The organism is Streptomyces sp. NBC_00178, from assembly GCF_036206005.1.
Taxonomy (GTDB): domain Bacteria; phylum Actinomycetota; class Actinomycetes; order Streptomycetales; family Streptomycetaceae; genus Streptomyces.
This window is the reverse complement of sequence record NZ_CP108143.1, coordinates 1128130-1151339: the sequence shown is the minus strand read 5'-3', so window position 1 is coordinate 1151339 and position 23210 is coordinate 1128130. Positions and strand designations below refer to the sequence as shown.

3 protein-coding genes are annotated in these 23210 nt (G+C 74.4%); all 3 read left to right on the top strand.

Annotation, left to right across the window (positions count from 1 at the left end; translation table 11 throughout):
* Window positions 1-2 precede the first annotated feature (2 nt).
* The gene (locus tag OHT61_RS04785) at window positions 3-221 is read left to right on the top strand and encodes an MbtH family protein (protein ID WP_329035314.1); all 219 of its coding nucleotides are present in this window, start codon (window positions 3-5) and stop codon (window positions 219-221) included.
* Window positions 222-692: 471 nt separating this feature from the next.
* Complete coding sequence (locus OHT61_RS04780; RefSeq protein ID WP_329035313.1) at window positions 693-15134, top strand: non-ribosomal peptide synthetase; 14442 nt, start codon at window positions 693-695, stop codon at window positions 15132-15134.
* A complete protein-coding gene (locus tag OHT61_RS04775) occupies window positions 15131-22696 on the top strand; it encodes a non-ribosomal peptide synthetase (RefSeq protein WP_329035311.1) in 7566 nt (2521 codons plus the stop codon). Before OHT61_RS04780 ends, OHT61_RS04775 begins: the two co-directional genes overlap by 4 nt.
* Window positions 22697-23210: the final 514 nt, after the last annotated feature.

The window sequence follows — 23210 nt, the reverse complement described above, 5'->3', positions numbered from 1 at the left end:
TCATGGCCAATCCTTTCGACGACGAGTCGGAACGCTTCGTGGCGCTGGTGAACGACGAGGGGCAGTACTCCCTGTGGCCCGCGCGTCTCGACGTCCCGGGCGGGTGGCGCGTCGAGGGCTCGGAGGGGTCGCGCCAGGAGTGCCTGGACGTGATCGAGGCCGCCTGGACCGACATGCGCCCCGCCGGCCTGGTGCGTGCGATGGAAGCCGACGCCGGATAGGCCGGGCCCGGTCCTCGCGGCCTCCCGTGCCGCAGCCGGTCGGTGCCGGCCGACGGCGGCGCGCCGGGCCAGGCCCGAGGTGTGCGGGCCGGCGGTCGACGGGGTCTGCCGGAGCCTGCGCCCCTCGTGGGTCCTTTCCTGGCGGAACTGTCCGCGGCTGATCATTTTCGATCGTCTGCGATCAATTCTTCATCGAGGTTCGACTGCACGTGCTCGCGTGCACGTCATGTGGCATTCATAAAACACTGGTGCGCTGTCTCGTGCCCCGTTTCGAGGGTGCGAGGCGGGGCGTTCTCCTGTCGGTCTGCCGCGTCCGACGAGAGGTCCCTCCGGTGTCCGCGTCGTGGGCGTGGCGACGCTCCGCATCCCATTCCCGGTCCGCTCCGGAAGTGACGTGCGGGAATCGCGTGGCCGGTTCCGTGCGCCCTGATCCGCCGTCCCCGAAAACTCTCCCCAAAGGTGTCGTCCGGCATGCGCAGAAACGGCTCGCTCCCCTCAGATGGTGGCCCGGAAGAACTCATCGAACTGACCGCTGCCCAGCAAGGTGTGTGGTACGGGCAACTGGTCGACCAGGAAAGTCCGAAATTCAACATCGGTGAATGCTTCGAGATCGACGGAGGACTCGACGAGTCGCTGTTCGCCGCCGCCCTCGGCCGGGCCGCCGCCTTCTGCGACAGCCTCAACACCGAGTTCGTCACCCGGGGTGAAACGGTCCGCCAGCGTGTCGTCCACCGGTCACCGGACGAGTCCGCCGGCCGGCTCCGTACCGTCGACCTCTCGGGCGCCGACGACCCCGCCGCGGAGGCCGAGCGTTACATGGCCGACGACATGGCCGCGGTCGACAGGCTCGACGCGCCCCAGCACCACTTCGCCCTCCTGCGGCTGGGTCCCACGCGGCACTACTGGTACATCCGCTACCACCACATAGCCGTCGACGGCCTCGGCGGCGCCGTCTTCGCGCGCACGGTGGCAGATCTCTACACCCGAGCGGCGCGGGGCGAGGACCTCGACACGATCGAGCCGCCCGCAGGGGCCCTGCGCGACCTGTCGGCCGACGAGGAGAGCTACCGCTCCTCCGACCGCTACGAGGCGGACCGCGCCTACTGGACCGGCAGGTTCACCGACGCCGCGGCCGACACCGGGACGGACGGGTCCGGAGCCGACGACACCACGGGACCGCTGGGCGGCACGTCGCTCATCCGCCGGCGCACCGACGTCCCTGCCCAAGCCGGGCCCTCGGGTACCGATGTCCGGCTGCACACCGGCGAGACCCTGCCCGTCGCCGTGCTCGACGACCTGCGCCGGCTCGCCGCCGGGCACCGCACCACCTGGACCGCCGTGCTCGTGAGCGCCGTCGCGGCCTACGTGGGCCGGGTGACGGGCGGCCAGGACGTCGCCGTCGGTCTCGCGTCCAACGGCCGTCACGGAGGCATGCGGCACATCGTCGGCATGACCGCCAACATCCTGCCGCTCCGCCTGTCCGTCACGGCCGACATGACGGTCGGCGCTCTCGTGCGCGCCGTCACCGCGGAGATGCGCGAGGCCCTGAGGCACCGCCGGTTCTCCCGGGAACAACTCGCCCGGGAGCTGCGGATGACGGACGGGGCGGCGCGGCTGACCGGCGTCGTCGTCAACATCATGGGATACGACTACGGCCTCGACTTCGCCGGCAGCTCCGCCGCGTCCCGCGTCCTGTCGATCGGTCCGGTCGACGACGTGTCCCTGTTCGTCTCGGAACGGTCCGAGGGAACAGGCCCGTTGATCGGGTTCGACACCAACCCGGAGATCTACCACCCCGATGACGTGCGGCAGCACCAGCACGCCATCGTCTCCTTCCTGTCGGCCCTGGCCGCCGCGGACCCCGGGACACCCCTCCGGGACCTGCCGTTCGTCGACGACGACTCGGCGGCCCTGCTGCTCGCGCAGGGGTGCGGCACCGGGCTGCCGGCCGACGCCGCCACCATGAGCCTGCCGGAGGCCTTCGGCGCACAGGTGCGCCGCACCCCGGACGCGCCCGCGGTCATCGACGGCGAAGTCACCCTGACCTACCGGCAGCTGGAGCGGACGGCGAACGGGATGTCCGCCGCCCTGGCCGGCCGGGGCGTCCGGGCGGAGGACGGCGTCGGGGTCCTCGTCGGCCGCTCGGCCGCCGTGGTGACGGCCACGCTCGGGGCGGTCGGCGCCGGCGCGGCGTACGTGCCGATGGACCCAGGCTGGCCGGTGGAACGCCTGCATCGCGTCGCCGAAGTCGCGCGTCTGCGCGCCGTGGTGGTCGACGAGACCGCGGCCGCACTGTCCTGGGTGAAGGAGGTGTCGGCCACCCTGCCGGTGATCGTCGTCGACCGTCTCGGAGAGATCGTGCGCGGCGCCCCGCCGCGGCCGGGACGGCGACCGGCCCGCGTCCGCGGTGAGCGGCTCGCCTACGTGATGTTCACCTCCGGCTCGACGGGTCTGCCCAAGGGAGTCGGCGTCACCCACGCCGACGTCGCCGCGCTGGCCGCGGACACCGCCTGGCAGGGCGGGCCGTGCGACGCGGTGCTGATGCACTCGGCGTACGTCTTCGACGCGTCCACCTTCGAGATCTGGACGCCGCTCCTGAACGGCGGCAGGGTGGTCGTCGCTCCGGAGGGGGTCCTGGAAGCGCGTTCCCTCGCGGACGCGGTCGACCGGCACGGCGTGACCGCGGTGTTCCTCACGACGGCACTGTTCAACGTGGTGGCGGAGGCCGACCCGTCGGCCTTCTCCGGCCTGCGCCTGGTCGCCGCCGGCGGAGAGGCGGCAGCGCCGGGACTGATGCAGCGGGTCGCGGCCGCCGCGCCCGCCACGCGTGTCCTGCACGTGTACGGCCCCACCGAGACCACGACCTTCGCCGCGCGGCACCTGGTCGGCGCGGAGACCGAGGGCGTGCCACCCGTCGGCCGTCCTCTCGACGGGACGCGCCTGTACGTGCTCGACGCCGCGCTCGGCCTGGTGCCGCCCGGCGTGGTCGGGGAGCTGTACGTGAGCGGGCACGGTGTCGCCCGCGGCTACCAGGGCCGGCCCGGGCTGACGGCCACCCGGTTCGTCGCCGACCCGTACGGTGCGGGCGGCGGACGCATGTACCGCACGGGTGACCTCGTGCGCTGGACCCCCCATGGTGACGTCGAGTACGTCGGCCGGGCGGACGGGCAGGTCAAGCTGCGCGGATTCCGCATCGAACCCGCCGAGGTCGAGAACGCGCTGCTCGCCGACCCGGGCGTCCGGGACGCCCGCGTCCTGGTGCGCGAGGACGTGCCCGGCGACCGGCGGCTCGTCGCCTACGTCGTGCCCGTGCCGGGCGTCCGGCACGACGACGACGCCCTGGCCCGCCGCCTCGGCCGCGTCCTGCCGGCCTACATGGTGCCGTCCGTCTTCGTCCCCCTCGACGCCCTGCCGCTGAACCCCAACGGCAAGGTCGACCGCCGTGCCCTGCCGGTGCCCCGGGCCGCCGCCACCACGGACCGCGCCCCGCGCACCGCCTACGAGGAGGTCCTGGCCGGCCTGTTCGCGGATGTCCTGGGCATGGCCGCCGTCGGCACCGACGACAGCTTCTTCGCCCTGGGCGGCCACTCCCTTCTCGCCACCCGGCTCCTGGGCCGGGTGAGGACGGCCCTGGGGACGGAACTCGACCTGCGTACCCTCTTCGAGCACCCCACGGTCACCGGGCTCGCCGCCGTCCTCGACACCGCGGGCGCCTCCCGCCCTCCTCTCACGCCGCAGCAGCGGCCCGAGACGGTTCCGCTGTCCTACGCGCAGCAGCGCCTGTGGTTCCTCGACCGCATGGAGGGCGCCGCGGCCACCTACAACATCCCCTTCGTCCTCCAGCTCGACGGCCCGCTGGACACGGAAGCCCTGCGCGGCGCCCTGGCCGACGTGGTCACCCGGCACGAGAGCCTGCGCACCGTCTTCGCCGAGCACGACGGCGTCCCCCGTCAGGAGATCCTCGCCCCGGACGCCGCCCCGGCGCTCCTTCCGCTTGCCGTCGAGCCGGCCCCGGCGGGGGAGGACGCCGACCTGTGGGCCGAGGAGACGGTGCGCCGCCTCGCCGCCACGCCCTTCGACCTCACGGGCGACACCGCCGTCCGGGCCCGTCTGCTGCGTCTCGGTACCGACCGGCACGTCCTGGCCGTCGTCCTGCACCACGTCGTCGCCGACGGCTGGTCCCTCGCACCGCTCAGCCGCGACCTCGGCGCGGCCTACCGGGCCAGAACCTCCGACACGCGTACGCCCGGCCGGCCCGCCCCGCGGGTGCAGTACGCCGACTACGCCCTCTGGCAGAGGCGCCTGCTCGGCGACGACAGCGACCCGGAGAGCCTGGCCGCACGCCAGCTCGGCTTCTGGCGGGAAGCACTGGACGGCGCCCCCGGCGTGCTCGGCCTGCCCCTCGACCGTCCCCGCCCCGCCGTCCCCAGCCACCGGGGTGACACCGTCCCCTTCGAACTGCCCGCACCCGCGCACGCCGCGCTCGTCCGACTCGCCCGCGCGGCGGGATGCACGCCGTTCATGGTGCTGCAGGCCGCCCTGGCCGTGACCTTGCGAGCCCATGGCGCAGGGACGGACATCCCCCTGGGCACCGCGCTGGCGGGCCGCACCGACGAATCACTCGACGATCTGATCGGCTTCTTCGTCAACACGGTCGTTCTGCGCACCGACCTGACCGGTGAACCGACGTTCCGTGAACTGCTCGACCGGGTCAAGGCGTTCGACATCGCCGCGTTCAGCCACAGCGACCTCCCCTTCGAACGGCTCGTGGAGGAGCTCAACCCGGACCGGTCCGGCGACCGTCACCCGCTCTTCCAGACCATGCTCGTCCTCCAGAGCCAGGAGCGGACGGACCTCGACCTGCCCGGACTCACCGTCCACGACCGCTCCCGGCACACCGGGATCAGCAAGTTCGACCTGACGTTCTCCCTCACCGAGCGCGGGGAACCCACGGACCCCGCCCCGGCACCCGGCGAGCACGCGCCGGCCCTCGCAGCCGGCATCGGCGGGTACCTCGAATACGCCACCGACCTCTTCGACGCCGCCACGGCCCGCGCCCTGTGCGCCCGCTTCGCGCACGTCCTCACCCAGGCCGTGACCGACCCCGACCGCGCCGTCGGCGATCTCGACCCGCTCGCCCCGGGGGAGCGGGTCGAGCTCCTCGGCCGTGGCCGTGGCGCCGCACGGCCGCCGCGCGTCCGCACCGCTCCCGAAGCGGTCCGGGAGTGGGCCCTGCGCACGCCGGACGCGGTCGCCGCGTGCGACGCGCACACGCGCCTCACCTACGCCGAACTCGACGCACGCGCCGATGACCTGGCCCGCGCCCTGCGCGAGCGGGGCGTGCGGCGTGGGGACGTGGTGGCCCTCGCCGCCCCGCCGTCCGCGGACACGCTCGTCGCGATGCTGGCCGTGCTCCGGAGCGGCGCCGCCTACGTGCCCGTCGACCCCGAGTACCCGCAGGCCCGCATCCGGTACATGCTCGACGACGCACGGCCCGTCCTGCTGCTCACCACCGCGCACCTCCGGGCGGAACTGCCCGCCTGCGAGGTGCCGATGCTCGTTCTCGACGATGCGGCCCACCGTCCGGCCGGTCCCGCGGAACCCGGCCACCACAGCCCTCACCCGGCGGACCCCGCGTACGTCATCTACACCTCCGGCTCCACCGGCCGCCCCAAGGGTGTCGTCGTGCCGCACGCCGCCCTCGCCGGCCACATGGCCTGGATGGCGCGGTACCTGTCCGTCACCCCGGACGACCGGATCCTCGCCCGCACATCCAGCAGCTTCGACGCCTCCGTGTGGGAGGTGTGGCTCCCTCTGATGTACGGCGCGCAGGCCTGTGTCATGCCGCAGGGGGCCAACCGGGACCCCCATGCCCTGGTCGGCTGGATGAGCCGGTTCGGTGTGACCATCGCCCAGTTCGTGCCCTCGCACCTGAACCTCGTCCTCGCCGAGGCTGCCCACGCCGCACCCGTGCCCGGCCTCCGGGCCGTGCTGTGCGGCGGTGAACCGCTGCCGCGCGCCCTCACCGACGGGATCGCCGCACTGTGGGGGGCCGAGGCGCACAACCTCTACGGCCCCACCGAGGCGACCGTCGACGCCACCGCCCACCGCGTCGGCGGACAGGGCGCGGGCGGCCCCGCGGACACCGGCAGGCAGCCGGAGACCGTCCCGATCGGGCGCCCCGTCGACGGCATGCGGGCCTACGTCCTGGACAGCCGCCTGCGGCCCGTGCCGACGGGTGTCACCGGTGAGCTGTACCTCTCGGGGCCCAACCTCGCCCACGGTTACCTGGAACGCCGGGGACTGACCGCCGCCAGGTTCGTCGCCGACCCGTTCGACGCCACCGGCGCCCGCATGTACCGGACGGGCGATCTCGTGCGGTGGACCGCCCAGGGCCCGCTCGCCTACGTGTCGCGCGCCGACGACCAGGTCAAACTCCGGGGATTCCGCCTCGAACTGGGCGAGGTCGAGGCCGCGCTCCTGGCCCGGCCCGGCGTCACCGCCGCCTGCGCCGCGATCCGCGGGGACGCGCTCGTCGCGTACGCCGTCACCGGTGAGCCTGCCCCGCGCGCCACGGACCTGCGCGACGCCCTCGCCGCGACCCTGCCCCACCACATGGTCCCCGGCACCGTCGTGCTCCTCGACGCCCTCCCGCTGCTCCCCAACGGGAAGACGGACCGCCGTGCCCTGCCGGACCCCCGGCCGGACACCGCCGCCGGGCCCGGCCGGCTCACGTTCCAGGAGGACCTGCTCGCCGGGATCTTCGCCGACGTCCTGGACAGACCGCGCGTCGGTCCGCACGACAGCTTCTTCGACCTGGGCGGACACTCGCTCCTCGCCATGCGCGTCGTCAGCCGGGTCCGCACCGTCCTCGGCACCGAGATCGCCGTACGCACCCTCTTCGACCACCCCACCGTCGCCGGTCTGGCCCGCGTCCTCGACGGGCCGGGCCGAAAGCGCCCACCGGTCGTGTCCGCCGCGCACCGGCCCGATCCGCTTCCGCCGTCCTCCGCGCAGCAGCGGCTGTGGTTCCTCAACCGGCTGGAAGGACCCGGTTCCGCCTACAACATCCCCCTCGTCCTCGAACTCGACGGTCCGCTGGACCCGGACGCCCTGCGGGGCTCGCTGGCCGACGTCGTGGAGCGGCACGAGGCGCTGCGCACGCTCTTCCCCGAACAGGACGGGTCGCCGCGTCAGCTGATCGTCCCCGCCCACGCGGCAACGCCGTCCCTGCCGGTCGTGAGCACGACGCCGGCCGAGCTGGAAGCGGCCGTGCTCGGTGCCGTGCGGCAGCCCTTCGACGTCACCACGGACCTGCCGCTGCGCGCCCTGCTCCTGCGCCCGGCCCCCGACCACCACGTCCTCGTGCTGGTCCTGCACCACATCGCCGGCGACGGCTGGTCCCTCGCTCCCCTCACCCGCCATCTCGGCGACGCCTACCGTGCCCGCGTCACCGGCCGGAAGCCCGGGCCGACGGCCGGCACCCCCCTCCAGTACGCCGACTACACCCTCTGGCAGCACGCGGCCCTGGGGGACGCCGCCGCGCCGCACAGCGTTCTGCGGCAGCAGCTGGACCACTGGCACGCCGCACTCGCGGGTCTGCCCGGACTGACCGGTCTTCCGCTCGACCGGCCGCGACCGGCCAGCACCGACCCGAGGGGGGCGGTCCACACCTTCGACGTCCCCGCGCCCCTCCACGCGCAACTCCTGCGCCTTGCTCGCGAGTCCGGCAGCAGCCTGTTCATGGTGCTCCAGGCGGCGGTGGCCGCCCTCCTGCACCGGCACGGCGCGGGTGACGACATCCCGCTCGGCTCGCCCGTGGCCGGCCGGACGGACGAGGCCCTGGAGGACCTCGTCGGGTTCTTCGTCAACACGCTCGTACTGCGCACGGATCTGTCCGGCAACCCGACGTACCGCGAACTGCTCTCGCGTGTACGGGAGTTCGACCTGTCCGCGTACGCCAACCAGGACGTACCCTTCGAACGGCTCGTCGAGAGCCTCAACCCGGTCCGGGCGCGCAACCACCACCCGCTGTTCCAGACCATGCTGGTCCTGCAGAACCAGGAGAGCCTCCGGCCCGAACTGCCGGGTCTCACGGTCGAGGACCGGCTGGTCCACAACGGCCTGAGCAAGTTCGACCTCACCTTCGCCTTCACCGAGGAACGTGCCGGGGACGGTTTCGCCGGCGGTCTCGCCGCCGGGATCGAGTACGCCACCGCCCTCTTCGACCGGGCCACCGTCGAGCACCTCGCGGACCGCCTGGTCCGCCTCCTGGAACAGGTGGCCGCCGATCCCGGTCGGCCGCTGGCGGCCTACGACCTGATGACGCCCGGCGAACACGCCGGGGTCACCCGGTGGGGCACCGGACGCGCCCTCCCGGCGTCCACCGGCCGTGACGGCACCCTGCCCGCGCTGTTCGCCGCCCAGGCGCGTCGCACACCGGACGCCGTGGCCGTCACCGGCGACGGAGCGACCCTCACCTACGCCGGGCTCGACCGGATCTCCTACGGCGTCGCCCAGGCCCTGGCCGCGCTCGGCGTCGGCGCGGAGTGCGGGGTCGGGGTACTGCTCGGCAGGTCACCGGCGGTGGTGTCGGTGACCCTCGGCACCGTTCGCGTCGGCGCGTACGTCCCGCTGGACGCGCGCTGGCCCGACGAGCGGCTCGACCAGGCCGCAGCGGTGGCCGGTCTGCGGGCACTCGTCGTCGACGAGGCCGCAGCCGCCTCGCCCTGGGTGGCCAGGGCGGGCGGGCGCATGCCGGTGCTGGTGGTGGACCGCCTCGGCCGGATCGTGCGCGGCGCGCCCGGGCGGCCCGGCCGGCCGGCGGGCGTGCCGGGCCCGGGCTCCCTCGCCTACGTGATGTTCACCTCCGGCTCGACCGGCCTGCCCAAGGGCGTGGGTGTCACACACGACGACGTCGCGGCGCTCGCCGCCGACGCCGCCTGGCAGGGGGGCGCCGCCGACGCGGTGCTGATGCACTCGGCGTACGTCTTCGACGCCTCCACCTTCGAGATCTGGGCTCCCCTCCTGAACGGAGGCCGGGTCGTCGTGGCACCCGACGGTGTCCTGGAGGCCGGTGTCCTCGGGGACGCCGTCCACGACCACGGAGTCACCGCCGTGTTCCTCACGACGGCCCTGTTCAACGTCATCGCCGAAACCGACCCGGGGGCCTTCACCGGCCTGCGGCTCGTGTGCGCCGGAGGTGAACTGGCCTCCCCGGACGCCATGCAGCGTGTCGCCGGCACCGTGCCCGGACTGCGCGTCCTGCACGTCTACGGCCCCACGGAGACCACCACCTTCGCCACCCGGCACGACGTGGCGGCCGACCTGCCGCAGGGCCCGCCGCCCGTCGGACGCCCTCTGGACGGCATGCGGGGATACGTCCTCGACGGGTCCCTCGCCCCCGTGCCACCGGGCGTCGTGGGTGAGCTGTACCTCGCCGGGCGGGGAGTGGCACGCGGCTACACCGGACTCCCAGGCCTGACCGCCACCCGCTTCGTGGCCGACCCGTCCGATGCGACGGGCGGCCGCATGTACCGCACCGGTGACCTGGTCCGATGGACCCGCGAGGGGCACATCTCGTACGTCGAACGTGCCGACGGCCAGGTGAAGCTCCGGGGCTACCGCATCGAACCCGGCGAGATCGAGGGCGTGCTGGCCTGCTGCGACGGTGTGGCCGGCTCCTTCGCGGTCGTCCGCGAGGACACTCCCGGCGACCGCCGGCTCGTCGCCTACGTGGTCCCCGCGTCCGGCGCCCGTCCCGAACCCGACGACCTGGCCCGGGCTGTCGGACGCTCCCTGCCCGCCTACATGGTGCCCTCCGCGTTCGTCCTGCTCGACGCCCTGCCGCTGACCGTGAACGGCAAGGTGGACCGCCGCGCCCTGCCGGAGCCCGGAGGCCGCACACCGGCCCCCGCCCGCGCCGCCCGCACCCCGCGCGAGGAGATCCTCTGCGGCCTCTTCGCCGACGTGCTCGGCGTCGACGGGGCGGGCGTCGACGACGACTTCTTCGCCTCGGGCGGCCATTCACTGCTCGCCACCCGGCTCGCCGCCCGCATACGTACCGCGCTCGGAGTGGAGATCCAGGTCAAGACCCTCTTCGAGCACCCCACGCCGGCCGCGCTCGCCACCGTGCTGGACGGGGCCGAACGGGCCAGGAGCCCCCTGGAGCGCGTACCCGGCCGTCCCGATCCGCTGCCCCTGTCCTACGCCCAGCAGCGCCTGTGGTTCCTCAACCGTTTCGAGGGGCCCAGCGCCACGTACAACGTGCCCCTCGTGCTGCGTCTGGACGGCCCGCTCGACGCGGAGGCCCTGGAAAGCGCCCTGGCGGACGTCGTCGGGCGCCACGAGAGCCTGCGCACCGTGTTCCCCGACACCGACGGAGTGGCGCGCCAGCAGGTGCTGGACGCCGATGGCGCCGACCTCGACCTGACGCCCCGTGACACCGAACCCGCCCATCTCGACGAGGTCCTGACGGCGGAGGTCGCGCACGCCTTCGACATCAGCACCCAACTCCCCGTGCGCGCACGGCTGGTGCGTCTCGGAGCCGAGGCCCACGTCCTGGTGCTGGTCATCCACCACATCGCGGGCGACGGCTGGTCGCTGGCCCCGCTCGCCCGTGACCTGGGCGAGGCGTACCGGGCGCGCCTCGGGGGCGAGGAGCCCCCCTGGACCGAACCGGCCGTCCATTACGCCGACTACACCCTGTGGCAGCGTGCGCTGCTCGGCGACGCGGACGACCCCTCCAGCCCGGCGGCCCGCCAGCTGGACTTCTGGCGCACCGCACTCGCCGGCGCCCCCGAACTGCTCGCCCTGCCCTGCGACCACCCCCGCCCCGCCGTCCCGGCGCACTGCGGCGACGCCCTCGCCTTCCCCGTCGACGCGGACACCCACCGGGCGCTCGCCGCCCTCGCCCGTGCCCGCGGATGCAGCCTGTTCATGGTGCTCCAGGCCGCGCTGTCGGTGCTCCTCTCGCGGCACGGCGCCGGCGAGGACATACCCCTCGGGACCGCCGTCGCCGGACGCACCGACGAGGCCCTCGACGACATGGTGGGCTTCTTCGTCAACACCCTCGTCCTGCGCACCGACCTCAGCGGGAACCCGACTTTCGGTGAAGTGCTGGACCGGGTCCGGGAGTTCGACCTGGCCGCCTACGCCCACCAGGACGTGCCGTTCGAGCGGCTGGTGGACTCGCTCAGCCCGGTCCGGGCCCAGAACCACCATCCGCTGTTCCAGACCATGCTCGTCCTCCAGAACCAGGCCGGCGCGACGATCGACCTGCCCGGTCTCACCGTCACGGAACAGCCCGTCCACACCGGGATCAGCAAATTCGACCTCACCTTCACCTTCACCGAGACGCACGACGGGACGGGGCGCCCCGCCGGTCTGGGCGGCGTCCTGGAGTTCTCCACCGAACTCTTCACCCACGACACGGCCCACGCCCTGGCGGCCCGGCTGAACCGTCTGCTGGCGCGGCTCTCCGCCGACCCCGGCCTGCGTGTCCGCACCGTCGAGATCCTGGACGCCGACGAGCGGCGGCGGCTGGATGTGGCCGGCCACGGCCCCGTACGGTCCGTGGCGGCCCGCACCGCGCCCGAGGCGTTCCGCGCGCAGTGCGCCAGGAGGCCCGGGGCGGTCGCGGTGCGGGACGGTGCGCACCGCCTCACGTTCGCCGAACTCGACGCCCTCTCCGACGACCTGGCACACCACCTGCACGGCAGGGGCATCGGCCGCGGCGACCTCGTGGCCCTCGCCCTGGAGGGCACCGCCGACCAGGTGGTGGCGATGCTGGCCGTGGTGAAGGCCGGGGCCGCGTACCTGCCGGTCGACCTGGAGTACCCGCATGCCCGCATCGCGCACATGCTCGACGACGCGCGCCCCGCGCTGCTCCTGACCCACGACACCACCCGCGCCGCCCGCTACGGCCCGTCCGTGGCCTGCCTCGCGCTCGACGACCGCGCCTCCTGGTCCACCGGGCACACGGCGCCCCCCGCAACCCCACCGCACCCGCTCGACGCGGCGTACGTCATCTACACCTCGGGCTCCACCGGCCGTCCCAAGGGCGTCGTCGTCACCCACGCCTCCCTGACCAACCACATGGCGTGGATGGCGGGCCACCTCGGGCTCACCGACGACGACAGGGTCCTCGCCCGCACCTCGCCGAGCTTCGACGCCTCGGTGTGGGAGACCTGGCTGCCGCTCCTGCACGGCGGCAGCACCTGCCCCGTGCCGCCCGCCCTGAACCACGACCCCGCCGGGCTGCTGGCCCGGATGCGCGACACCGGCGTGACCCTCGCCCAGTTCGTCCCTTCCCACCTGGCGGTCGTCCTCACCGAGACCGGCCCCGACGAGGCCCCCGCGACCCTGCGGGCCGTCCTGTGCGGCGGGGAGCCTCTGCCGGGGTCCCTGGCCGAGCGGGCCGGGGAGGCGTGGGGGGCGGAGGTGCACAACCTCTACGGCCCCACGGAGACGACCATCGACGCCACGGCTCACCGCCACCGCCGGACGGGCGGCGCGGCGGGGGAGGGAACAGTGCCGCTCGGCCGTCCCGTCGACAACACCCACGCCCGCGTGCTCGACGCCGCGCTCCAGCCGGTGCCACCGGGCGTCACCGGAGAGCTGTACGTCGCGGGCGACGGACTCGCGCGCGGCTACCTGGGCCGCCCGGACCTGACCGCCGCCCGGTTCGTCGCCGATCCGTACGGCCCCTCCGGAAGCCGCATGTACCGTACGGGCGACCTCGTCCGGCGGGGCGCCGACGGTCTGCTCACCTACGTCTCCCGCGCCGACGACCAGGTCAAGCTGAACGGCTTCCGCATCGAACCCGGCGAGATCGAGGCCGCCCTCACCGCGCTCGACGGCATCACCGCCGCCTGTGCCGCCGTCGTCGAGGACCGGCCCGGGGAACGGCGACTGGTCGCCTGGACCGTCCCCGACCGGCGAGGCGGCCACGACGCTCCCTCGGACGGCGAACTGCGCGCGCGGCTGGCGGGGATCCTCCCGCCGTACATGGTGCCCGCCCTCTTCGTCACCCTGGACGCGCTGCCGCTGACGCCCAACGGCAAGACCGACCGGAGCGCCCTCCCCGCCCCGGTACGGCCCTCGGCCGTCCGTCCGGGCGGGCAGCCGCGCACCGAACGGGAACGCGTCCTGTGCGACGTGTTCGCGTCCGTCCTGCGCGTCCCGTCCGTCCGCACCGACGACGACTTCTTCGCACTCGGCGGGGACAGCATCATCTCCATCCAGCTCGTCAGCCGGGTCCGCGCGGCCGGGCTCGGCATCACCCCCCGGGACGTCTTCGTCCACCGGACGCCCGAGGCCGTCGCGGCCGCCGCCACCGGACTCGGGCAGGACACCGGCGTGCCGGCCGGCCGGGGAACCGGCGAGATGCCGCCGACACCGATCGTGGCCTGGCTCCTGGAACGGCCCGGGGCCGCCGACGGATACAACCAGTCCGGGGTGCTGCGCACACCCGCGGGCGCCGACGAGGCCTCTCTCGTCGCCACCCTCCAAGTGCTCATCGACCACCACGACATGCTCCGCCTCAAGGTCACCCGCCGGGCGGGTGGCCCGCCCGTCCTCGAAGCCCTGCCGTCCGGCGCCGTGTCCGCCCCCGGGCGTTTCACCCGTCTCGACGTCACGGGCCTCGACGCCGACGCGGTCCGGGCCGCCGTCACCGAGGCGGGGGAGGCGGCGCGCGGACGGCTGCGGCCCGCACACGGCGAGGTGGTCGAGGCCGTCTGGTGCGACGCCGGACCGCACGCGCGCGGGCGGCTCCTGCTCGTCGTGCACCACCTCGCGATCGACGCGGTCTCCTGGCGCATCCTGGCCTCCGACCTCGCCACCGCCTGGCAGGCCGTCACCGGCCCCGCCGGCACCGCGGCGGCGCTGCCCGCCGTCACCACCTCCTACCGGCAATGGGCGCACCTCCTCACCTCCCAGGCGACCGATGCCGCGCGCGAGGCGGAACTCCCGTTGTGGGAGGCGGCGCTGAGCACCCCCGACCCGCAGCTGGGCTACCGGCCGCTCGACCCGCATCTGGACACCGCGGACCGCACGCGCACCCTGACCACCCGCCTCCCCGCCACCTGGACGAAACCCCTGCTCACCACCGTCCCCGCCGCCTTCCACGCCGGCGTGGACGACGTCCTGCTCACCGCCCTCGCCCTCGCCGTCCGCAACTGGCGGGCGAACCGGGGCGCCGGACCCGGCGGGCAGGGAACGGGCGACGGCGGGGTCCTCCTCGACCTGGAGGGCCACGGCCGTGAACAGATCGCCGACCACGTCGACCTGTCCCGCACGGTCGGCTGGTTCACCAGCCTCTACCCGGTCCGGCTCGACCCGGGGCCCGTGGACACCCGCCGTCCCGGGCACTTCGACGCGGCTCTGGTGGAACGCGCCCTCAAACGCGTCAAGGAGCAGCTCCGTACCGTCCCCGACCACGGGGTGGGCTACGGCATGCTGCGCCACCTCAACCCCGGCACGGCCTCCCGGCTGGCCGCGGCACCGGGCCCCCAGATCGGCTTCAACTACCTCGGCCGGTACGTCGCCCCCCAGGGCCCGGAGGACGGCGAAGAGACCGCCGGCACCGACTGGGAGGTCCTGCTGAACGGCGGCGGGCCGCGCAGCCAGAACCCGGACATGCCCGTGCACCACGTCCTCGACATCAACGCGCACACCGAGGACCTGCCGGGCGGCCCGTGCCTGGTGACCCGGTGGACCTGGCCCTGCGACCTGCTCAAGGAGGAGGACCTGGACGCGCTCTCCGGCGCCTTCAACGACGCCCTGCGCGCTCTCGCCGGACACGCGGAACGACCCGACGCGGGCGGCTGGACGCCGTCCGACCTTCCCCTGGTCTCGCTCGACCAGGCCCAGCTCGACCGACTGCAGAACAATTGGGGTGGACGCACGTGACCGGGTTCCGACTGGAGGACGTACTTCCTCTGACGCCGCTTCAGGAAGGCATGCTCTTCCACGCGTTGTACGACTCCCGCGCGGCGGACGTCTACACCGCGCAGTTCGTCTTCGACCTCGAGGGCCCCGTCAGCGTGCCCGCGCTGCGGGCCGCGGTCGGCGGCCTGCTGCGGCGGCATCCCAATCTGCGCGCCGGATTCCTGCACGAGGACCTGGACCGGCCCGTCCAGGCCGTCGCCGCCGAGGTGCCGGTGCCTCTGGAGGAGCTCGACCTGACGGGGGCGCGCTATGCCGGCGCGGCGGACGAGCACCTCGCCGCCTTCCTGGCCGCCGACCGCGTCCGGCGCTTCGACCTGGGCAGTCCGCCGCTGATGCGGTTCACCCTCGTGAGCACGGGGCCGCAGCTGCACCGGCTCGTCATGACGAGTCATCACATCCTGCTCGACGGCTGGTCGATGCCCCTGCTCGTGCGGGAGCTCTTCGAGCTGTACGCCCGCGGGGGCGACGACAGTGCCCTGCCGCGCGTGGCCCCCTACCGCACCTACCTCGCGTGGCTGGCCCAGCAGGACCGCGCGGCGGCGCTGGACACCTGGCGCGGCGCGCTGGAGGGGATCGAGGCGCCCACCCTCCTCGCCGGGCGCGGCGGCGCGGACGCCCAGGGCCCGGGCGAACTCCCGCAGACGCTCGTCCTCGCCCTGGACGCGGCGACGACGCAGCGGCTGCGTGACACGGCCCGTGCCCACCGGCTCACCCTCAACACGCTGATCCAGGGCGCCTGGGGCCTGCTGCTCGCCCACCTGACCGGCCGCCCCGACGTCGTGTTCGGTACCACCGTCTCCGGCCGCCCGCCGGAGGTCCCCGGCGTCGAGTCGATGATCGGCCTGTTCATCAACACCGTGCCGGTCCGTATCCGCCCGGCGTCCGGCGAAACGCTGGCCGCGCTGCTGACCCGGCTCCAGGAGGAGCAGGGCCGGCTCCTCGGCAGTCAGTTCGTCGGCCTGACCGAGATACGCGGAGTCACCGGACTCGACGAACTCTTCGACACGCTCGCGGTGTTCGAGAACTATCCGATGGACGCCGAGGCGTTGCGGACCGCACAGCGGCAGCTCCCCGGCCTCGCCGTCACCGGTTTCACCGGGACGGACGCGGCCCACTACCCCCTGACCCTCACCATCGCTCCCGGTGACGCGCTGAAGATCACCTTCGGCTACCGCGCAGCCGCCCTCGACGCCGACGAGGTGGCCCGCACGGTCGCCCGCATGCGGCGACTGCTGACGGTGATGGCGGACGGGCTGGACCTCCGGGCCGACGCCGTCCCCGTCCTCCTGCCCGGCGAGCGCGAGGCCCAGCTCGCACGGGGGCGGGGCGCCGCACCCGCCGGGGGAGCGGCCGGCGAGAGCGTCCCGGACGCCCTCGCCCGACAGGTCGTCGCACAGCCGGACGCGGTGGCCGTGTCGGACGCCGGTGAGGAACTGACGTATCGGCAGCTCTACTGCACGGCAACCCAGTTGGCGAGCGCCCTGACCGGGCACGGGACGGGGCCGGAGGACGGGGTCGGTGTCCTCCTGGGCCGCTCCGCGGCGACGGTCACCGCATCCCTCGCGGCGCTGCGCGCCGGCGCCGCCTACGTACCCCTCGACCCGCGCTGGCCGGACGAACGGCTCACCCGGGTCGCCGAGGTGGCCCCGTTGCGCGCCGTGATCACCGACGGCACCACGAGGACGCACCCCTGGGTACGCGGACTCGGCCCCGACGTCGCCGTGCTGACCGTCGACGCCGCCGGACGGCTCCAGGAGGGGCACCCCGCGGCTCCCGGCCCCCTCCCCGAGCTCACCGGCGGCGCCGGCCTCGCGTACGTCGTGTTCACCTCCGGCTCCACCGGCCTGCCCAAGGCCGTGGGCGTCACCCACGCCGACATCACGGCCCTCGCGGCCGACCGCACCTGGGGCGGCGGCGCGGCCGACGCGGTGCTGATGCACTCGGCGTACGTCTTCGACGCCTCCACCTTCGAGATCTGGGCCCCCCTCCTCAACGGCGGCCGTGTGGTCGTGGCCCCCGAGGGGACACTCCAGCCCGCGGTGCTCCGGGATCTCGTCACCCGGCACGGGGTGACCGCGGCGTTCCTGACGACGGCCCTGTTCAACGTCATCGCCGAGACGGACCCCGGCGCCCTCGGCCTGCTGCGCCTGGCAGCCGCCGGCGGCGAGGCCGCCGCGCCCGGTGTCCTCCAGCGCCTGGCCGCCGACCACCCCGGCACCGTCGTCCTCAACGCCTACGGGCCGACGGAGGCCACCACCTTCGCCACGCTCCACCGGGTCGGCCCCGGCGACGCACCCGGCGGCGTACCCCCGGTCGGGCGTCCGCTCGACGGCATGCGCGCCTATGTGCTGGACGCGGCGCTGCGCCCCGTACCGCCCGGCGCCGAGGGCGAACTGTACGTCGCCGGCCCCGGAGTGGCGCGCGGCTACCTGGGGCGCCCCGGCCTCACCGCCACCCGCTTCACCGCCGACCCGTTCGCCGGTGACGGCGCGCGCATGTACCGCACCGGGGACCTCGTGCGATGGGGTGCCGACGGCGCCCTCCACCACATCGCCCGGGCGGACCAGCAGATCAAACTGCGCGGCCACCGGATCGAACCCGGCGAGATCGAGGCGGCGCTCCTGGCCGACCCCTCTGTGCGCGCCGCCCACGTCCTGGTGCGCGAGGACCGGCCGGGGGACCGCGTCCTCACCGCCTACGTCGTCCCCGCGGCCGGCCACGCGCCTGACCCGGACCTGCTCGCCGCGGGTGTCGGCCGCCAACTGCCCGCGTACATGGTGCCCGCCGTCGTCCAGCCGCTCGACGCGCTGCCGCTGACCCCGAACGGCAAACTCGACCGGGCGGCCCTGCCCGTGCCTCTCACCCCGCAGAGCGCGGCGGGCCGCCCGCCGCGGAGCGCCCGCGAGGAGATCCTCGCCGGACTGTTCGCGGACGTCCTCGGGGTGCCGCGCGTGGGCATCGACGACAACTTCTTCGCCCTGGGCGGCCACTCACTGCTCGCCACCCGCCTCGTCGGCCGCGTGCGCACCGCACTGGGCACCGAGACCGAGATCCGCACCCTCTTCGAGAACCCCACCGTCGCCGCCCTCGCCACCGCCCTGGAGACGACGGCCCGGCCCGCACGTCCCGCCCTCGTACCGCAGGAGCGCCCCGAGGCGATCCCGCTGTCCCACGCCCAGCGACGGCTGTGGTTCCTCCACCGGCTGGAGGGGCCCTCGGCCACGTACAACATCCCCTTCGCCGTGCGCATCGACGGACCGCTCGACGTGCCGGCCCTGCGGCGTGCCCTGCGCGACGTCCTCACCCGCCACACGGCCCTGCGCACCGTCTTCCCCGAGCACGAAGGAGGCCCGCGCCAGCACGTCGTCGCCGCAGAGGACGCCGGCCTCCCGCTGACCCTGGGGACCGTGGACGAGGACACGCTCCCCGGCCGGCTCCGGGCGGCCGCGAGCGAGACGATCGACATCGAGCAGCACCTGCCGATCCGGGGCACCCTGCTGCGGCTGAGCGACGACGCCCACGTCCTCGTCCTCGTCATCCACCACATCGCGGCGGACGGCACCTCGCTGGCGCCCCTCGCCCGCGACCTCGGGACGGCCTACCGGGCCCGCGCCCGCGCCGAGGCGCCCGCATGGGCACGACTCACCGTCGACTACGTCGACCACACCCTCTGGCAGCGCGATCTGCTCGGCGACGAGGACGACCCCGAGAGCCTGGCGGCCCACCAGCTCGACCACTGGCGGGAAGCCCTGCGCGGACTTCCGGAGACGATCACCCTGCCGTGGGACCGGCCGCGTCCCGCCGTGCCCCGGCACACCGGCGCCACCCACCCGTTCGCCCTCGACCGCACGACGGCCCGAGGGATCGCCGAGCTCGCACGCGGCCGCGGGTGCAGCGTCTTCATGGTGCTCCAGGCCGCACTCTCGGTCGTGCTCTCCCGTCACGGAGCCGGTGACGACATCCCCCTGGGCACCGCCGTCGCCGGACGCGACGACGAGGCGGCCTCGGAGCTCGTCGGGTTCTTCGTGAACACCCTCGTCCTGCGCACGGACCTGACGGGCGATCCGACGTTCCTGGAACTGCTCGACCGGGTCAAGGAGTTCGATCTCTCCGCGTACGCACACCAGGACGTTCCCTTCGAACGCCTGGTGGAGATGCTGAACCCCGCCCGCTCCCGGAACCACCACCCCCTCTTCCAGACCATGCTCGTCCTCCAGAACCACACCCCCGCCGCCCCCCTCGGCCTGCCCGGCCTCACCGTGCGCGCCGTGCCCGTCGACCCCGGAGTCAGCAAGTTCGACCTGTCGTTCAGCTTCACCGAGACGTACGACGACGAGGGGGCGCCCACCGGCATGCGGGCCGCGGTCGACTACGCGACCGAACTCTTCGACGCGGCGACCGTCCGAGGACTCGCCGAGCGGCTCGTGCTGCTGCTCACGGCGGTCACCGCCGACCCCGACCGCCCGCTGCGCTCGTACGACGTGCTCACCACCACCGAGCGCACCCGCCTCGCCGCCTGGGGGACCGGCCCCGTCGCGGAGGGCCCCGCACAGACGTTCCCGGCCCTCTTCGAGCGATGGGCCCGGCGCACCCCGGACGCCCCGGCCGTGCGCGACGCCTCGACCACCCTCACCTACCGTGAACTCGCCGAGCGCGCCGATGCTTTGGCACGCCACCTCACCGCCCGGGGCATCGGCCCCGAGGACCGGGTGGCGGTCGCCCTGCCCCGCACCCACGAACTCGTCGTGGCACTGCTCGGCATCCTCCGGAGCGGGGCGGCGTACGTGCCGCTGGACCCCGAATACCCGGCGCGGCGCCTCTCCCACATGCTCGACGACGCCCGGCCGCGCCTGCTCCTCACCACGCCCGCCGTCCACCACCGCCTCCCGGCGTCGCGGGTGCCCCACCTGTACACCGGAGACATCGGCGTCACCACGGACGCGCACACCGGCGCCGTACCCCTTCCGCTTCCGGCCCACCCGGCCTACGTCATCTACACCTCCGGGTCCACCGGGCGCCCCAAGGGCGTCGTGGTCCCCCACCGGGGCGTCCACGCGATGGCCGGGACCCAGATCCGGCGGCTGCGCGTCGCCCCTGGGAGCCGGGTGCTGCACATGGCGTCCGTCAGCTTCGACGCCGCGTTCTGGGAGCTGTGCATGGGCCTGCTCTCCGGCGCCTGCCTGGAGATCGACGAGCGCGAGGCCCTGCTGCCCGGGCCCGCCCTCGCATCCCTCGTGCGGGAGCGGGGCATCACCCACCTCACCCTGCCGCCCGCGGCCCTCGCGGTGATGCCGCCCGGCTCGCTGCCCGGCGGAACCACCGTGGTCCTCGCCGGCGAGGCGTGCCCGCCGGCCCTGGCGCGGGCCTGGGCCCGCGACCGTCACCTCACCAACGCCTACGGCCCCACGGAGACCACCGTGTGCGCCACCATGAGCGCCTTCCAGCACGCGGACGGGCCGCTCGCCCCGGACCGCACCGTGCCCGTCGGCGTCCCCGTCGACGGCACCCGGGTGCACGTCCTGGACGACCGGCTGGCGCACGTGCCGCCCGGCGTCACCGGCGAACTGTACGTCTCCGGCGAAGGGCTGGCCCGCGGCTACCACGGCCGTCCGGGCCTCACCGCCACCCGCTTCGTCGCCGACCCGTTCGACCGCGCGGGAGGCCGCATGTACCGAACCGGCGACCTCGTGCGCTGGACGGCCGACGGTGAACTCGTCTACGTCTCCCGCGTCGACGACCAGGTCAAGCTGCGCGGCTTCCGCATCGAGCTCGGCGAGATCGAGGTCGCGCTCGCCGCGATGCCCCAAGTCGCCGCGGCCTGCGCCGTCGTCCGCGAGGACCGTCCCGGCGACCGGCGGCTCGTCGCGTACACCGTGCCGGCGGACGGCGCTGCGGGCCCCGACGACGCCGAGGTGCGCGCACACCTCGCCGCCACCCTGCCGAGTCACATGATCCCCGCCGCGCACGTACGCCTCGACGCTCTGCCCGTCACCCCCAACGGCAAGACCGACAGGCGCGCCCTGCCCGCACCCGGACCGGCCGCGCAGACCGGGGGCCGCGCACCCCGCACCGCCCGCGAACGCGCGCTGTGCGAGGTGTTCTCCCACACCCTGGGCGTGCCCGGCGTGGGAGTCACGGACGACTTCTTCGCGCTGGGCGGCCACTCGCTGCTCGCCGTGACCCTCGCCCGGCGGATCGAGGAACGGTGCGGCACGCGCCTCCACCTGCGCGACCTGTTCGCGGCCCCCACCGTCGAGGGCGTCGACGGGGCCCTGCGGCGTGCGGAGGGTGAGGAACACCCGCCGGACCTCCCCGAGCCCGACCTCGCCTCCGAGATCCGGCTGGCCGGGGACATCACGGGGACCGGACGGGCCGGTTCACCCCGGGTGCCCGTCCCGGCCCGCGGCCGGCCGGCCCGCCCGTCCCCCCGGCCGCTGCTGACCGGTGCCTCCGGATTCCTCGGTGCCTTCCTCCTGCGGGACCTCGTCGAGAGCACCGACGGCCCGGTCGACTGCCTCGTCCGCGCCGGGGACGAGCGGCGTGCGGCGGACCGGCTGCGGACCAACCTGGAGCACTACGGCCTGTGGCGCCCCCGGTACGCCGACCTGATCCGCCCTCTCCCCGGCGACCTCGCCGCCCCCGGACTCGGCCTCGCCCCCGGGGACCGGGCCGCCCTGGCACGCCGCCTCGGACCCGTCCTGCACAACGGCGCACGCGTCAACTTCGCGGCCGGGTACGGCGATCTGCGCGCACCCAACGTGGCCGGCACCGAGGAACTGCTGCGCCTGCTCGCGGACTCCGACTCACCCGGGATGCACTACATCTCGACCACGAGCGTCTTCGCCCCGGCGCCCGGCCCCGTCGTCATCACGGAGTCGACGCCGGTGGGCTCCGCCTCCGGGCTGACCGGGGGATACGCGCGGAGCAAGTGGGTCGCCGAGGGGATCGTCGGCCTGGCCCGTGAACGCGGCCTGCCCGTGACCGTCCACCGGCCCGGCCGCATCAGCGGCGACACCACCACCGGCGCCTGCCAGGACCGCGACCTGCTGTGGCAGCTCATCAAGGGCTGTCTCCAGGCGGAAGCCGTACCGGACCTGCCCCACGGGACGACCGACTGGGTGCCCGTCGACTACGTCAGCGCGGCGGTCGTGGCGCTCACCCTGTCGGGCCCGGGAGACACGGGCACGTACCACTTCACCAACCCCGACGCACCGGGCCTGGACCGCGTGTTCGGCACGGCGGCCCTCCTCGGCCACGAACTGGCGACCGTCCCGGCGGAGTCGTGGCACGCCCGCGTCGCCGCGCAGCACGACAACGCGGCGCAGCTGTTCCTCGGTGAGGACCGGTCCCCTCAGGAGACCTCGGACCGCCGGCACTTCGACTCGAGCAGGACGGCGAAGGCAGCCGCCGCCCTCGGTATCCACCTGCCGCACCTGAGCGACGAGATCCTGGCCCGCTACCTGGCCCACTTCCAGCGCACGGGCTTCCTGCCCGCACCACGGAGGGCGGGGACCGGGGCCTGAGGGCTGTCCCGGGGAACGGCACCGGCAGACCGGGGCCCCGGACCGGACAGCGCGACGAGAGGCCACGCGGCTCGGCCGCCCCGTACCCGGGGGCGGCCGAGCCGTTGCCGTGTGGTCCCGTCGGCGGTCCCGTACGTGGCCTCGCAAGAGGCGTTCCACCGGTCCGACGGTCTACGAGATCCCGTATGCGCACGCGTCGCACGAACGGGTGGCGCCGCCCATCCGGCGCGCGCCGTGATGCGGGTCACACTTCGCACGGTGCCCCCTCTTCGGTCCGCCGCCATCCGCGACACACCCGCCGTATACGGTCCTGACGCGTCCGCCTCACCCGCCGCACGTCTGAGCAGGGCATTCCCGGATGAGCGCGATGGCCTGGGCGGGCAGGGAGCGCGGCTCGAACAGAAGGCGCGTTCCGGCCACCACAAAAATCGCGCGGGGCCACTGTCGGATGTCTACGAATGCGAGCTGACCGTCCCTCATATGCGTTGCCGTATGAGCGGATCCCAGGTCGCTG

What these genes read in the sequence shown, in the direction of transcription:
- OHT61_RS04785 (WP_329035314.1), top strand. Translation starts at nt 3, where the DNA reads ATGGCCAATCCTTTCGACGACGAGTCGGAACGCTTCGTGGCGCTGGTG.
- OHT61_RS04780 (WP_329035313.1), top strand. Translation starts at nt 693, where the DNA reads ATGCGCAGAAACGGCTCGCTCCCCTCAGATGGTGGCCCGGAAGAACTC.